Origin of the sequence: Leptothrix cholodnii SP-6 (genome assembly GCF_000019785.1) — a bacterium.
Lineage (GTDB): Bacteria > Pseudomonadota > Gammaproteobacteria > Burkholderiales > Burkholderiaceae_C > Sphaerotilus > Sphaerotilus cholodnii.
Genome location: NC_010524.1, coordinates 3,418,611 through 3,432,646, shown reverse-complemented (window position 1 = coordinate 3,432,646; position 14,036 = coordinate 3,418,611). Strand labels below are relative to the sequence as shown.

Annotated in this window: 13 protein-coding genes and 1 pseudogene; 4 read left to right on the top strand and 10 right to left on the bottom strand. The window is 69.9% G+C overall.

The genetic code is table 11. The features are described 5' to 3' along the window. Positions 1-101: 101 nt before the first annotated feature. The 9 genes from LCHO_RS15485 to argH all read right to left on the bottom strand — a co-directional run bounded on the left by LCHO_RS15485 (position 102) and on the right by argH (position 9,912). The gene (locus LCHO_RS15485; RefSeq protein ID WP_012348111.1) at positions 102-512 is read right to left on the bottom strand and encodes a type II secretion system protein; all 411 of its coding nucleotides are present in this window, start codon (positions 510-512) and stop codon (positions 102-104) included. Positions 513-703: 191 nt separating this feature from the next. Beyond that, positions 704-1,942 carry a type II secretion system F family protein gene (locus LCHO_RS15480; protein ID WP_012348109.1) on the bottom strand — a complete coding sequence of 413 codons (1,239 nt, stop codon included), beginning with the start codon at positions 1,940-1,942 and terminating at the stop codon, positions 704-706. Between the two features lie 90 nt (positions 1,943-2,032). Next, positions 2,033-3,769 carry a GspE/PulE family protein gene (locus LCHO_RS15475; protein WP_012348108.1) on the bottom strand — a complete coding sequence of 579 codons (1,737 nt, stop codon included), beginning with the start codon at positions 3,767-3,769 and terminating at the stop codon, positions 2,033-2,035. 9 nt (positions 3,770-3,778) lie between these two features. Continuing rightward, on the bottom strand, positions 3,779-5,512 hold the full coding sequence (gene mshL, locus LCHO_RS15470; RefSeq protein ID WP_012348107.1) for a pilus (MSHA type) biogenesis protein MshL: 1,734 nt from the start codon (positions 5,510-5,512) through the stop codon (positions 3,779-3,781). Beyond that, positions 5,512-6,066, bottom strand: coding sequence for a hypothetical protein (locus LCHO_RS24005; protein ID WP_223210454.1), 555 nt, complete (start codon positions 6,064-6,066; stop codon positions 5,512-5,514). The genes mshL and LCHO_RS24005 overlap by 1 nt, the downstream gene beginning before the upstream one ends. A gap of 2 nt (positions 6,067-6,068) precedes the next feature. Further along, on the bottom strand, positions 6,069-6,734 hold the full coding sequence (locus tag LCHO_RS15460; protein WP_012348105.1) for a hypothetical protein: 666 nt from the start codon (positions 6,732-6,734) through the stop codon (positions 6,069-6,071). Then, on the bottom strand, positions 6,731-7,375 hold the full coding sequence (locus LCHO_RS15455) for a PilN domain-containing protein (RefSeq protein WP_012348104.1): 645 nt from the start codon (positions 7,373-7,375) through the stop codon (positions 6,731-6,733). Before LCHO_RS15455 ends, LCHO_RS15460 begins: the two co-directional genes overlap by 4 nt. Positions 7,376-7,388: 13 nt before the next feature. Then, entirely contained in the window at positions 7,389-8,312 is a 924-nt protein-coding gene (locus tag LCHO_RS15450) for a type IV pilus biogenesis protein PilM (protein ID WP_012348103.1), read from the bottom strand. Positions 8,313-8,481: 169 nt separating this feature from the next. After that, a complete protein-coding gene (gene argH / locus LCHO_RS15445) occupies positions 8,482-9,912 on the bottom strand; it encodes an argininosuccinate lyase (RefSeq protein ID WP_012348102.1) in 1,431 nt (476 codons plus the stop codon). A 138-nt stretch (positions 9,913-10,050) separates the two neighbouring features. On the opposite strand from argH, the gene LCHO_RS15440 reads away from it, so the two are divergent. After that, the gene (locus LCHO_RS15440) at positions 10,051-11,046 is read left to right on the top strand and encodes a sensor histidine kinase (protein ID WP_223210453.1); all 996 of its coding nucleotides are present in this window, start codon (positions 10,051-10,053) and stop codon (positions 11,044-11,046) included. A 2-nt stretch (positions 11,047-11,048) separates the two neighbouring features. Next, a complete protein-coding gene (locus LCHO_RS15435) occupies positions 11,049-11,885 on the top strand; it encodes a LytR/AlgR family response regulator transcription factor (RefSeq protein ID WP_012348100.1) in 837 nt (278 codons plus the stop codon). Between the two features lie 289 nt (positions 11,886-12,174). Here the strand turns inward: LCHO_RS15435 and LCHO_RS23740 are convergent, their stop codons facing one another. Further along, positions 12,175-12,438 (bottom strand): hypothetical protein, encoded by a 264-nt coding sequence (locus LCHO_RS23740; RefSeq protein WP_190274810.1) that lies wholly within the window; start codon positions 12,436-12,438, stop codon positions 12,175-12,177. Between LCHO_RS23740 and LCHO_RS24330 the strand changes: the two are divergent. After that, a pseudogene (locus tag LCHO_RS24330) lies at positions 12,428-12,697 on the top strand (InlB B-repeat-containing protein); the annotation flags it as partial. The gene LCHO_RS23740 and the pseudogene LCHO_RS24330 sit on opposite strands and share 11 nt — an antisense overlap. A 252-nt stretch (positions 12,698-12,949) precedes the next feature. Next, a complete protein-coding gene (locus LCHO_RS15430; RefSeq protein WP_012348099.1) occupies positions 12,950-14,020 on the top strand; it encodes a hypothetical protein in 1,071 nt (356 codons plus the stop codon). Positions 14,021-14,036: the final 16 nt, after the last annotated feature.

The window sequence follows — 14,036 nt, the reverse complement described above, 5'->3', positions numbered from 1 at the left end:
GCGGTTGCGGGGGCGGTTGCGCCTGTGTGGAGGTTGACGGGAGTGGTCACGTGCCAGGACCTCGATTCCGGTGCCTTGCGGCAACGGAAGCTTGCGTCTCGTCAGGGGGTGGCGTTGCCGGCGGCGACGCCCACGAAGGTCGCACTGTAGGTGCCCTTGCTGATCTGGCAGGTCGCGGTGGCGCCGTTGGTGGTGCCGATGTCGACGCCGCTGGCGGCTGGTGCGGCGGCATATGCTGCGTCCAGGCCACCTTGCATCAGCGAGCTCACGTCGCTGCAGGCGTCGACGGCCACGCACTTGCCGGCGGTGACGGCGTTGTTGGTCAGCGCGCAGCCGCTGTAGTTCAGGTTCATCGCCGCAGCGGCGGCACCGGCCATGCCCTTGACGGCAGCCCCTTCGGCATCCCCACGCATGTCGATGAACTTCGGCAATGCCGTGGCGGCGAGCACGCCGAGGATGACGATGACGACGATCAGTTCGATCATCGTGAAGCCTTGTTGACGCAGTCTCATGGTGGTTCTCCAGGTTCTCAATGGAATTGCAACGGAAATTGAGGCAAGCCGGCCAGATCGCAGGGTTCACGGCACCGGGCCCGGTGGCGGTGCGGGCTGTCGGCGTTCTTGCAGAGCAGGAACACCTTTGTCATCTGAGGTATCGGCTTTGCCGTCTGGGGCTTGAGGGGTTTCATGTGCAGGCCCCGTGGTCAATGCGCCATCGCCGTGCGGCCCAGATCCCACACCGGCAGGAACACGCCCAGCGCCAGCATCAGCACCAGCACGCCCAGGAACACGATCAGGATCGGCTCGATCTGCTGGCCCAGCGTCTTGAGTTCGTACTGCACCTCGTTGCCGTAGAGCTCGGCCACCTCGTCCATCAGTTCGTCGACGGCGCCGGTCTCCTCGCCCACCGCGATCATCTGCAACACCACCGGCGTGAACACGCCCGCGGCGGCGGCCGAACGCAGGATCGAGTCGCCGCGCTCGACCGAGGTACGCATGCCCTCGACCTTGCGGGCGATGTGCTGGTTGTCGACCGTCTGCGCCACCACCGACAGCGCCTGTGCGATCGGCACGCCGCTTTTCAGCGACAGCGCGAAGCTGCGCGCAAAGCGCGCCAGCATCGCCTTGCGCACGATCTTGCCGGCCACCGGCATCTTCAGCAGCGCGGTGTCCCAGCGCAGCCGACCGTCGGGCGTGGTGCGCCAGGCGCGCAGCGCGAAGAAGCCGGCCACCGCGCCGATCGCCATCAGCCAGCCCCAATCGATGGTGAAACGCGAGCTCGCCATCAGGATGCGCGTGGGCAAGGGCAGGGCGGTGCCGGCGGCTTCGAACACGGGGGCAAACGCCGGGATCACCATCAGGTTGATGACGCCGAGTGCGACGACCATCGCGCTGACCACGAAGATCGGGTAACGCAGCGCGGCCTTGACCTGCTGGCGCATCGCGCTCTCGAACTCGAGGTGGTGGAACAGCCGCAGGAAGACTTCGTCGAGCCGGCCGGTCATCTCGCCCACCCGCACCAGCGCGACGTAGAACGGATCGAACACCTTGCCCTGCTGCGCCAGGCTCATCGACAGCGCGATGCCCGACTCCAGGCTGTGCCGCACCTCGGCCAGCGTGCTTTTCATCTTCTCGTTGGTGGCCGACTCCTGCAGCCCGGCGAGTGCGCGCAGGATCGGCACACCGGCGCGCAGCAGCGTGTTGAGCTGGCGGCTGAACAGCAGCAGGTCGACGGTGCGCACCTTGGGCTCGAACCAGTCGAGCTTCTTCAGCGCCGACAGGTCGATGCCCCGCGCGCCGCCGCCACCCGCTGCGGCTCGGATCGTCAACGGCGTGATGCCGCGGCCTTGCAGCACATCGGCCACCGCCGAGGCCGAGGCCGCTTCGAGCCGGCCTTCGGTGGCGCCCGTGCTGGCGTGTCCGGTCCAGGTGAAGTGCGGCATGGTGTCAGCGTCTCCAGCCGGCGCCGGGCCGCCCCAAGCCGGCTGAGCCCCCGCGGGGGGCAGCGAACGACGTGAGCGTGGGGGTGGTCATCATTCGGCGAGTTGATGGCTGATCCGCATGGCTTCGTTCACCGTGGTGCGCCCGGCCAGCACCAGCGCGGCGGCGTCGCGCGCCAGCGTGTGGCCGGCCATCTGGCGGCGCCCGGCGGCCACGAACTGCGCCGGGTCGCCGTGGTTGATGGCCTCGACCAGCTCCTGCGTCATCTCGATGAACTCGTAGACGCCGGTGCGGCCGCTGTAGCCGGTGTGGTTGCATTCGTTGCAGCCGCGGCCGTGGCGCAGCGTGGCGAGGTCGGGCGCGCCGCTGCCGTTGGCCTGCAGCCAGGCCAGCTCGTGGGCATCGGGCTCGTGCGGCTCGGCGCAATGCGGGCAGATCACCCGCAGCAGCCGCTGCGCCAGCACCATCTGCAGCGACAGCGCCACCATGTAGCGCGGCACGCCCATGTCGATCAGGCGGATCGGCGTGGACAGCGCGTCGTTGGTGTGCAGCGTCGACAGCACCAGGTGGCCGGTCAGCGCGGCGCGCAGGCCGATCTCGGCGGTGGTCTGGTCGCGCATCTCGCCCACCAGGATCACGTCCGGGTCCTGCCGCAAGGCGGCGCGCAGCACGCGGCTGAAGCTGAGGTCGATCTTCTCGTGCACCTGCACCTGATTCAGGCCGGCTAGGCGGTATTCGACCGGGTCCTCGACCGTGATGATCTTGCGCTCGCTGTTGTTGAGCGCATTCAGCGCCGCGTACAGCGTGGTGGTCTTGCCGCTGCCGGTCGGGCCGGTGACGAGCACCATGCCGCTCGGTTTGGCGATGGCGCGGCGCAGCGCCGCGGCCACCCGCGGCGGCAGGTTCATGCCGTCGATCGACAGCAGGCCGGTGCCTTGATTGAGCAGCCGCATCACGACCGATTCGCCGTGTTGCGTGGGCATGGTCGAGATCCGCACGTCGACCGCGCCGGTGCGCAGGTTGACGGCAAAGCGGCCGTCCTGCGGCAGGCGCTTTTCGGAGATGTCCAGGCCCGACATCAGCTTCAGGCGCAGCGCCACCGCGGCGGCGATCTTGGCGTCGGCTTCGGTCTGCACGTGCAGCACGCCGTCGATGCGAAAGCGGATGCGCAGCGAGCCGGCCTGCGGCTCGATGTGGATGTCCGACGCCCGCACACGCAGGGCTTCTTCGAACACCGAAAACAGCAGCCGCACCACCGGCGCGTCTTCGGCGCTGCTGCTGGCCATGCCGAGCAGATCGCCGAGGTTGCCCAGATTGCCCGCCAGGCCGAGTCCGACCTCGACGCTGGTCAGCTCGCTGGTCAGCTCCTTGGCCAGGCCGGCGATCTCTTCGGTGTGGCGGTAGCTGCGGTCGATCGCGCCGAGCAGCTGGCTCTCAGCCACCACCACCAGCGCGATCTCGCGTCTGACGAGCCGGCTGACCTCGTCGTAGGCGGCGATGTCGGTCGGGTCGGCCATGCCCACGCGCACGCCGGCGGGGGTTTCTTCGAGCACCAGCGCGCGCAGGCGGCGCGCCTGTACCTCGGGCAGCAGGCGCGCGACCTCGGTGCGCACCGAGCGTTGGCCGAGGTCGATGAACGGCACGCGCAGCTGCCCGGCCAGCGCCTGCGCGATCTGGATCTCGCTGACCCAGCCGTTGTCGATGAAGACGCGGCCGAGCTTGCGCCCGCTGGTCTTCTGCGCGGCCAGGGCCTGCGTGAGCTGGTCGGCGCTGATCAGGCCTTGCGTGACCAGCAGGTCACCGAGGCGGACACGTTCGGGGCGGGCCATGGCGCTTTCTCAGTGGGCCGCGACCGGGCCGTTGATCGTCAACGCCGGGCGTGGCGCGGTGGCGGCGTCGCTCGGGCTGTCGGTCGCGGCCTGCGGCAGTTGCAGCTGGCTCATCGCATCGGGCCGCCACGGTTGCAGCTGGCTCGCGGGTTGATGGGTGTCGGCCTCGGGCCACGGGCCGTCGGCACGGATCACGGTCGGCTTGATCAGGATCACCAGCTCGCGCTTGCGCATCACGGTGCTGGTCTGGCGGAACAGGCCGCCTACCAGCGGCACGTCGCCCAGGCCGGGCACGGCGCTGCGCTCTTCGCGCTGCTCCTGGCTCATCAGGCCGCCGATGGCGACGATCTGGCCGTCGCGCACCCGCACGATGCTGTCGGTCTCGTTGACGGTGCTGCTGGCCAGCGGCAGCTGGTAGCTGCCGAGCGAGCCGAGGTTGATGTTCTTCTGCTTCTCGCTCACGGTGCTGATGGCCGGGTGCACATGCAGCATCACCTGGCCCTGATCGTCGATCTGCGGCGTGACGTCGAGCGCGATGCCCGAGAAGAAGGGCTGCAGCACCACCGACGGCGTCGACGTCGACGTGCTGCCGGTGGCGGTGGTGGTCGACGACACGCCGGTGACGTAGAGCTCGTCGCTGCCGACCTTGAGCACCGCCTTCTGGTTGTTGAGCGTGGCGATGCGCGGGCTCGACAGCACCTGCACCTTGCCCTGCGATTCGAGAAAGCTCAGCAGCGCGGCGAAGTTGGCCGACTGGAAGGCCAGCCCGTAGAACGGCGCCCCGCTGCTGCTGGCGGCGAGGTTGCCACCCGGCGTGATCGAGGTGCCGCCCAGCGTCAGCGCGCCGCTGCCGGCCAGCGTGACACCCGGTTGCACCAGCCCGATGCTGAGCGCGCCGCCGAGCGCGCGGCCGAAGGCGCTCCAGTTGATGCCCGACTGCGCCTCGCTGCCGAGCTCGACTTCGAGGATCTTGGCTTCGAGCATCACCTGGCGTTCGATGCTGACCTGCACCGCCTTCAGGTAGTCGGCCACCTGGCGCAGCTCGGCCGGCGTGGCACGCACCACGATCACGCCGGCGGCCGGGTTCAGTACCAGGCTGCGGCGCTGCTGCGGGTTGGCGGCGGCTGCGGCGGGAGCTTCGCCGCCGCTCTCGCCGATCGCGAGCATCGATTGCAGCGAGGCCTGCACGTCACGCCAGAAATCGGCGTCGGAGCTGGTGCGCACGTAGGCGCTGTCGTCGCTGCGGTTGTTGAGCCCGCTGCCGTTGCCGGCCGTGTTGTTGCTGCTGCTGCCGTAGGACGCGGGTGTGTTGCCGCCCTGGCCGGCGTTGCTGCCCGAGCCGCCGCCGCCGTGGGTCATCGAGGCCGACGACACGTGCAGGTCGCTGGTGCCCTGGCGCCGCCCGGGCAGGTAGTTGACGTGGAACAGCCGTGTCTGCACGGTGTTGGGCTGCACGTAGATGCGCCGCCCGCTGATGCGGTAGTCGTAGCCGTAGAGCTCGCGCAGCGCCTCCAGCGCTTCGGGCACGCTGGTGTCGCGCAGGTGCAGCGTGATGTGGCCGGCCACCTCGGGGCCGACCAGCACCTGCCAGTTCGAGCCCATCGACAGCTGCATGAACACCTGTGCGGCCGGCGCGTTGTTGAGTGCCAGGTCGAAGCGTGGTTCGGCGCTGCGGGCCGCGGCCGGTGCCATCAGCAACAGCAGGCTCAGCGCCGCGGACGCCAGCGTGGATGGAATGGGCATCAGGGTTCCTTGCGCACGGTGGTGCGGGCCAGGTGAGGGGTGTCGGACCGCGGCGCAGCGGGGCGGTCCGTGGCCGCTGCATCGCCGATGGCCGTGGCCGTGGCCGTAGCCGTGGACATGGCGGTCGCGGGCAGCAGCGGCAGCCAGAGCTGGCGCGTGGCGCTGCGCAGCATCAGGCCGTCGTGCGCGATGCGTTCGACCTGCCATTCGTCGATGCGCTCGCCCGTGCGCAGCAGCCGGTTGTCGACCAGCGCGCTGGCCGGCCCGCTCTGCGGCAGGTGCACCGATTGCAGCCTCGGTGGCGGCGCTGGCCGGGGCAGGGGGCGGGCGGCGTTGCTGCTGGCCGCCTGTGCGCTGCGGGGTGGGTTGCCGGGTGCGTTGACCGGTGCGGCATCGGCCGGGGCACCACCCAGGCCGGCCGGCGGACGGGTCGGATCGGCGATGCCGGTGCGGCCCGCGGCCGGGCTGTTCTGCGCCTGCGCTGCGGTGGCGATCCAGGCGAAACAGGCGCAGGCGATCAGCGCCTGTGCCGCCATCCATGAGACGGTGCGCATGCTCATAGCTCGACCCATCCTGCCTGCTGGCTCAGCGTGTAGAGGCGCAGCGTCAGCAGCACCTGCGGGTACTTCTCGACCTTGAGCTGCAGCGAGCCCCACAGCAGCTTCTGCGGCAGCGCCTCGAGTGCCTGCAGATAGCCCAGCAGGTCGGCGTAGCTGCCTTCGACGCTCAGCTCGACCGCGTGGCGATAGAGCTGCGGCTGGCCGGCGCCTTCGCTCCCACTCACGGCGGTCTGGCCGAGCGAGCGCAGCGTGCGCACGCGCAGGCCGTGTTCGCGGTCGAGCAGGCGGGCCAGCAGCGGCAGCATCTCCTGTGCGTCGACCAGGCCGGTGGTGCCGGCCGTGGGGTGCTGGGCCTGCCCGTCGAGTCGCTCGCGCAGGGCCAGGATGTCGGTCTGCGCCTGCTGCTGTTGGGCCTGTTGTTGCGCGAGCTGCTGGGCGCTGTTGTCGCGCAGCGTATCCAGGGCGCTGGCTGTGGCCAGGCGTTGCTGGCGCGCCTGGCTCCAGTGCTGCCACTGGCTGCTGAGCCAGAGCTGGTTGAACAGCCACAGCAGCAGCACCGCCGCGGCCGTGATCAGCAGCACGCGTTCGCGTTGCGGGCGTTGATTGAAGCTGCGTGCGGCCTGGGCCCACTGGCGGTCGAGGTGTTCGCGGTCGATCTTCATGGTGTGCGCCCCGCGGTTGCCCCGGCCGGGCCGAGCTGGGTGCGCAGCACGAACTCGGTGTAGGCGCTGATGGCCAGGTTGCCTTCGGCGCCGGCTTCGACGCGTTGCAGGCTGAGCTGCGCAAACTGCCGGCCGTGGAACAGCGCTTCGTTCTGCAGCCGCCGCAGATAGGCCGGCAGCGCGGCGGCATCGGCCATGCGGCCTTGCAGCTCCATCGTGTCGCCGTCCTGGCCCAGGCTCAGGCCGGTGATCCAGACGGCAGGGTCGGCCTGGCGGGCGAGCGCCTGCAGCACCGCGGCGTGACCGTTTTCGCGCCCGGCCTGTCCGCCGGCCAGTACCTCCTGCAGACGGCGCTCGGCGGCTTCACGCTGACGCAGCTGGCGCAGCTCGGTCTCGATGCGGCCGGCCGGGCCGGCTTGCGCCTCGCCCTGCCGGGTGGTCAGTTCGATGCGTTGGCTGTCCATCGCCTGCTGCAGCTGCTGCAGGTCGGCCGCGGCCTGGCGGGTCAGGAACTGCAGCACCAGCGTGCCGATCAGGCCGGCCGCGGCCAGCGCGAGCAGCAGCCACAGGCCTTGTTGCAGGGTCCAGCGCTGGCGCTGGCGCAGCAGGTCGGCGCTGAGCAGATTGAGTTGTTGCGACATGGTCGGTGGCCCGTCAATCGGTGCGCAGCGCGGCGCCGATGGCGCACAGGTAGCGCGCCTGCTCCAGCGGGTCGGCCAGCAGCGGCACGGCCGACAGATCGACCGCCTGGTCGAGCGCGAAGTTCTGCACCGGCAGGTAGACCAGCTCGCCCAGATAGGCCACGAAACCCTCGGGCGCGGCCGGGCTCACCAGCAGGCGCGACAGGCCGACGCGGTTGAACTGGCGCTCGAAGTTGTCGAGCGTGCGCTGCAGTTCGAGCGCGGCGCGGTCCCAGGTGGCCTGGCGGGTGTCGGCATCGGCCTCGCCGAGCTGGGCCAGCGTGATGTCGATCTGGCGTGACAGCAGCAGCTCGCCGTGCGCCGTGATCACCAGCGCGCTGTGCGCCGCGCCCAGGCTCAGCAGGGCCTGGCCGCGGCCGGGTTCTTCGGTCAGCGCGCAGAGGTTGCGCAGCGCGGTGTCGGGCAGATCGAGCGCCTGCCAGGGCGTGCGGGCACTGTCGCCGGCCTGCACCAGGGCTTCGAGTTCACGCCGGGGGGCGACGGCAGCGAGCAGGCCGGCGCGGCCACGCTGGCTGTGTTCGGCGGGGATTTCGAGCAGGTCGATGCCGGCGTCCTCGACCGGGAAATCGACCATGTCCTTGAGGCGCCAGCGCACCGCGTCGCGCCAGTCGGGGCGCGGCACGTCGGGCGCGTCCATCGGCAGCAGCTGGTATTGATGGCGCTGCAGCAAGGCCACGCAGCGGTGCTGCTGCAGCGGCAGGCTGCGGCGCAACTGGCGCAGGCCGGTGGCGGGGTCGGCCCAGTCGGTGCTGCAGGCCCAGCGCAGCGCGGGCCGTTCGCCCGCGGGCCAGACCACATGCACGGCCTGCGCCGTCGCACCCGTTGGCGCAACGGCGATCCAACCCGGCTGCAGACGTTTGACAGACCAAACCAGCACGACACGCTCCACTTTGATGTGAAGCCGATGGTGCGGGGGGTGGGGTCGGGCCGAAGCCCGAAAAAACGCGAGAAACGCCGGTCGGTTCTGCGCTGTGCGCCCGGCGATCAGACACCGATCCATGCGGCGCGGGCCGGGCGCACGGTGCGCCACGGCCCGCGCGCCTGCGTCAGCCGAGGCGGGCTTGGTGACGCTCGATCTGCGCGCGCACCTGGCTCGGCGCGGTGCCGCCCAGCGTGTTGCGGGCGTTGAGCGAGCCGGCCAGCGTCAGAGCGGCGTGCACGTCGGCGGTGATGGTGGCGTTGTAGCCCTGCAGCGTTTCGAGCGGCAGTTCGGACAGGTCCTTGCCCAGCGCGATGGCGTCCTTGACCGCGTGCGCCACCACCTCGTGGGCGTCGCGGAACGGCAGGCCCTTCTTGACCAGGTAGTCGGCCAGATCGGTGGCGGTGGCATAGCCGCGCAGCGCGGCGCGTTCCATCGCCTCGGCCTTGACGGTCAGGCCGCCCGAGCGGCTGCCGTCGGCCGCCACTTCGCCGCCGATCATCTCGGCCATGATGCGCAGCGTGTCCTTGACCGTGTCGACGGTGTCGAACAGCGGCTCCTTGTCTTCCTGGTTGTCCTTGTTGTAGGCCAGCGGCTGGCCCTTCATCAAGGTGATCAGGCCCATCAGGTGGCCGACCACGCGGCCGCTCTTGCCGCGCGCCAGCTCGGCGACGTCGGGGTTGCGCTTCTGCGGCATGATCGAACTGCCGGTGCAGTAGCGGTCGCTCAGGTTGATGAAACCGAAGTTCTGGCTCATCCACAGCACGATTTCCTCGGCCATGCGCGAGACGTGGATCATCACCAGCGTGGCGAAGCCGGTGAACTCGATCGCGAAGTCGCGGTCGCTCACGGCATCGAGGCTGTTCTGGCAGACGCCATCGAAACCCAGCGTGCGCGCCACGCGCTCGCGGTCGAGCGGGTAGCTGGTGCCGGCCAGCGCGGCCGAGCCCAGCGGCAGGCGATTGACGCGCTTGCGCAAGTCGGCCAGGCGCTCTGCGTCACGCGCGAACATCTCCACATAGGCCAGCAGGTGGTGCGCGAAGCTCACCGGCTGAGCCACCTGCAGGTGCGTGAAGCCGGGCAGGATGACGTCGACGTTGTTCGACGCCACATGCACCAGCGCGCGCTGCATGTCGGCCAGCAGCACGGCGGTGGCGTCGATCTCGCCGCGCAGCCACAGCCGCACGTCGGTGGCGACCTGGTCGTTGCGGCTGCGTCCGGTGTGCAGGCGCTTGCCGGCGTCGCCAACCAGCTGCGTCAGGCGCGCCTCGATGTTGAGGTGCACGTCCTCGAGTTCGAGCTTCCACTCGAAGGCGCCGGATTCGATCTCCTGCGTGATCTGCGCCATGCCGCGCTGGATGTCGGCCAGGTCCTGCGCGCCGATGATCTGTTGCGCGGCCAGCATCTCGGCGTGCGCCAGGCTGCCGGCGATGTCGGCCTGCCAGAGCCGCTTGTCGAAGAAGACGCTGGCGGTGTAGCGCTTGACCAGCTCGCTCATCGGCTCGGAGAACAGCGCCGACCAGGCCTGGGATTTGGTGTCGAGTTGATTGGTGCTCATGCTGGCGGAGGATCTCGGGCCTGGATTGACGACAATGGCCGCGATTGTAGAGAGCCGGCCCGCCCGGACCGCCATCCAGCCGCGATGTCCAACCTCCACTCAGAGCCCCCCGCCGACCGTCGCGTTGCGCCTCGTGCCGTGCCGCGCCAGTCGCGCTCGGCCTTCGACGTCTGCCAGGGCGGCGTGGTGCTGCGTGCGATCCTGTTCGTGCACGGCGTGGTCGCCTTGGGGCTGGCCTTCGGCAGCGCCGGCTGGCTGGGCTGGCTGACCGATCTGGGCCTGGCGGTGGCGATCGCCCTGCCGGCCACGCTGCTGTGGCTGGTGCTGGTGTGCGCGGCGCAGAAGCTGTGGGTCAAGCTGCCACTGCCCGGCCAGTGGGCGGCGATGGCGGGCCTGGGCGCACTCTGTGCGGTGGCGGGCTGGGCGCCGCTGGTCGCGCTGCATCTGCTCGAACCCACCGGCCTGGGCGGCTGGGCGCCGCTGGCCGCCGGGGCTGCGCTGGCGGCGGCGATCTTTCACTGGCTGCAGCAGCGCATGCGGCTGCAATTGCCGGCCACCACGGTGGCGCGGCTGGCCGAGCTGCAGTCGCGCATCCGCCCGCACTTCCTGTTCAACGCGCTCAACAGCGCGGTGGCGCTGGTGCGCATCGATCCGCAGCGCGCCGAAGACGTGCTGGAGGCGTTAGCCGAGCTGTTCCGCGCTGCGCTGGTCGGCTCGGGCGAGCAGGTCACGCTCGGTGAGGAGATCGAGCTGGCGCAACGCTATCTGGCGATCGAGGAGGTGCGCTTCGGCGCGCGCCTGAAGGTCAGCTGGCAGCTCGACCCGCGCGCGGCCACCGCCCGGGTGCCGTCGCTGATGCTGCAGCCGCTGGTCGAGAACGCCGTCAAGCACGGCGTCGAGGCAGCGGCCGAAGGCGGCGAGATCCGCATCCGCACCCAGGCGCACAAGGGCCAGGCGCTGATCAGCATCACCAACAGCGTGCCCAGCGGCCCGCCGCGCCCCGGCCAGGGCATGGCGCTGCGCAACGTGCGCGAACGCCTGCTGCTGCTGCACGACCTGACGATGCGCTTCGAGGCCGGCGCGATCGAGGGCGGCCGCTACCGGGTACGCATCGCCGTGCCGCTGGTGCCGTGACGATGGCGGGCGACGACGTGCGGCCGCTGGCGCCGCTGCGGGTGGCGATCGTCGACGACGAGGAACTCGCCCGCCTGCGCCTGCGCACGCTGCTGGGTGACTGCGTGGCGCCCGCCGCGCAGGTGGTGGCCGAACTGGCCAGCGCCGCTGCCACCTTGCAGTGGCTGGCCCAGCAGCGCTGCGACGTGCTGCTGCTCGACATCCGCATGCCCGGCCTCGACGGCCTGCAGCTGGCGCAGCGCCTGCGCGGCCTGCCGCAGGCGCCGGCGGTGGTGTTCGTCACCGCGCACGCCGAACACGCGCTGGCGGCGTTCGACGTGCAGGCGGTCGACTACCTGACCAAGCCGGTGCGGCGCGCCCGTCTGCAGGAGGCGCTGGCGCGGGTGGCCCAGCGCATCGGCTCGCGCGCGGCACCCGAGCCGTCAACCCGGCCGCCCGTTGCTCCCCCGGCGCTGGCCGACGATCAGGTGATCGTCGTGCACGAGCGCGGCGAGCGCGTGCGCGTGCCGCTGGCCGAGGTGCTGTACCTGAAGGCCGAGCTGAAGTACGTGACGCTGCGCACCGCCGCGCGCATCTACCTGCTCGACGACTCGCTGGCCGATCTGGCCGAGCGGCTCGGCACGCGCCTGCTGCGGGTGCACCGCAACGCGCTGGTGGCGGTGTCGGCGGTGCGCGCGCTCGAGCGCCACCCGTTCACCGACGCGGCCGATGCACTCGACGCCGACGACCGCAACGGCGCCTGGGCCTGGGCCGTGCACATCGGCGCCACCGACGAGTGGCTGGCGATCTCGCGCCGCCAGCTCGCGCTGGTGCGCAGCGTGCTGTCGGCGGCCGACTGATCCTTCTTTTCGCGCTGATCCGGAGTCGATCGCGGCGCCGTCCGCGCTGAAACGACGGCGCGGCCAGCGGCCGCAACCCGGTCAAGACGGGGTGTCCGGATTCGGTCTTGTTTGTAACAAGCGCGGTCAAACTGTCGCTGCGCCGGCGTGATTTTGTTCACGAACAATCTGGGCGCAACCCACCTGCTACCTCTGGCGCCATTTGTAAACGGGGTTTCCGGGGTTCCTGGCGATTCACACAAATGGAAACCTGGATATTCCGGCGCACAGGCATCCTTGATTCCTCGGATCACCCCGACTCATTCAGTGCCCTCCGCCAGCTTGTATCCGCAAGTATCTGGTGCAGATATTGATAAAAGACAGGTCGTGGGATCAGGAATATGTTTTTCGCAGAATCGGAGATGAAAATGCGTGCATTCAGGTCGGGGATCTTTTCACTCTCAGCCATCGTGCTGGCGATCAGCGGTTGCGGCGGTGGCGATGCGGCCGGAACGGTCGACGGCAGCGTGGCGACGGTCGACGCGGCTGCCGAAGCCGAGTCGATGCAGACCATCGAGCGCGCTCGTCGCACCTACTCGCAACGTCCGCTGACCGTCACGGTGAGCGGCAGCGGCAAGGTGTCGAGCGCACCCGGTACGCTGCTTTGCGGCGATGGTGCCATCCAGTGCACGCAGAAGTTCAATAACTACACCCGTGTCACGCTGACCGCGCAACCGAAGGCCGGCTGGGTTTTCCGCGGCTGGGGCGGAGATTGCAGCGGCACGGTCAATATCTGCAGAACTGACAATTCGCGCACTCGAAATATCACCGCGAAATTCTCGCTGGCATCCGCGCCGGCACCCGCCCCGACGCCGGCACCCGCTCCCGCGCCGACGCCTGCTCCGGCTCCGGCTCCGGCACCCACTCCCGCACCGGCACCGGCGCCGACGCCTGCACCGGCACCCGCTCCGACGCCCGCACCGGCACCCGCTCCGACGCCCGCACCGGCTCCTGCACCTTCACCGGCTCCAGCGCCGACGGCCAGCCTGTGCGACGGTCTGGTGACCGACAAGGCGGCGCGTCCGATGACGACGGTGGCCAAGCCGGCGCGGCTGGCGTCGTACCGGGATCCGAACTTCGGCACCACGGTCAGGCGCATCACGGACGTGGTGGCGCAGTTCGGAGGGCAGTACGCCAAGCCGGTGTACTCGACGATGCCGGCGTGGAACGCCGACGAGAGCTACCTGATCCTGTACGTGCCGGGCCAGGGCCACAAGCTGTTCAACGGCAAGACCTACGAGTTCATCCGCAACCTGTCGATCAGCCCGGCGGACCTGGAGCACGTTTACTGGTCGGCGACCGATCCGGACGCGCTGTACTACCCGAGCGGCAGCACGCTGAAGGTCTACAAGCCGAGCACCAACACGTCGACCACGCTCAAGACCTTCACGGGCAGCGTCAGCTTCGGCGGAGACCCGGTGTACGGCGACTGGAAGTCCGACCTGTTCGGCCTGTCGGGCGGTGCGGGCAACATCCTGTGGACCCAGTCGACCGCCACGCAGAAGACGGCGGCCAGCACCGGCACACCGCAGATCGGCTCGTCGGGCACCTTGTACGTGCAGGGCACGCGGGTCTACAGCGCGGCCACCAACGCCTTGCTGCGCACGCTGACGATCAACACCAGCGAACACGCGGCCACCGGCATGTACGCCAACGGGCAGGACTTCTGGGCGTCGGTGCAGTTCGACGGCACCAGCGCGACGGGAGGCAACGGCAACCTGATCGCGACCAACCTGACGACCGGCGTGAACACGACGGTGATCGGCGAGAGCAACGGCTGGGGGTACCCGCGGGTGGGCACGCACATGTCGGCGCATGCGTTCAAGAACCCGGGCTGGGTGGCGGTGTCGATGACGGGCAGCCCGACCGGCCAGCGGTTCCTGGACCAGGAGATCGCGCTGGCGAACGTCAACAACGGCGTGGTCTGCCGGGTGGCGCACCACCGGTCGGCGGGGCAGGAAGGCAACATCGGCTACTGGGCCGAGCCGCACGTGAACATCAGCCCGCGTGGCACGCGGATGATCTTCGCGTCCGACTGGAACAACGGCTCGACGGTCGACACCTACGTCGTCGAACTGCCCAGCTACAAGCCCTGAGACGCCAGTGGCCCGG

Excerpts from the sequence above, each read along its gene's own strand:
- LCHO_RS15485 (WP_012348111.1), bottom strand. The coding sequence starts at position 512 with ATGAGACTGCGTCAACAAGGCTTCACGATGATCGAACTGATCGTCGTC.
- LCHO_RS15480 (WP_012348109.1), bottom strand. The coding sequence starts at position 1,942 with ATGCCGCACTTCACCTGGACCGGACACGCCAGCACGGGCGCCACCGAA.
- LCHO_RS15475 (WP_012348108.1), bottom strand. The coding sequence starts at position 3,769 with ATGGCCCGCCCCGAACGTGTCCGCCTCGGTGACCTGCTGGTCACGCAA.
- mshL (WP_012348107.1), bottom strand. The coding sequence starts at position 5,512 with ATGCCCATTCCATCCACGCTGGCGTCCGCGGCGCTGAGCCTGCTGTTG.
- LCHO_RS24005 (WP_223210454.1), bottom strand. The coding sequence starts at position 6,066 with ATGCGCACCGTCTCATGGATGGCGGCACAGGCGCTGATCGCCTGCGCC.
- LCHO_RS15460 (WP_012348105.1), bottom strand. The coding sequence starts at position 6,734 with ATGAAGATCGACCGCGAACACCTCGACCGCCAGTGGGCCCAGGCCGCA.
- LCHO_RS15455 (WP_012348104.1), bottom strand. The coding sequence starts at position 7,375 with ATGTCGCAACAACTCAATCTGCTCAGCGCCGACCTGCTGCGCCAGCGC.
- argH (WP_012348102.1), bottom strand. The coding sequence starts at position 9,912 with ATGAGCACCAATCAACTCGACACCAAATCCCAGGCCTGGTCGGCGCTG.
- LCHO_RS15435 (WP_012348100.1), top strand. The coding sequence starts at position 11,049 with ATGGCGGGCGACGACGTGCGGCCGCTGGCGCCGCTGCGGGTGGCGATC.
- LCHO_RS23740 (WP_190274810.1), bottom strand. The coding sequence starts at position 12,438 with ATGGTCTGCATCGACTCGGCTTCGGCAGCCGCGTCGACCGTCGCCACG.
- LCHO_RS15430 (WP_012348099.1), top strand. The coding sequence starts at position 12,950 with ATGACGACGGTGGCCAAGCCGGCGCGGCTGGCGTCGTACCGGGATCCG.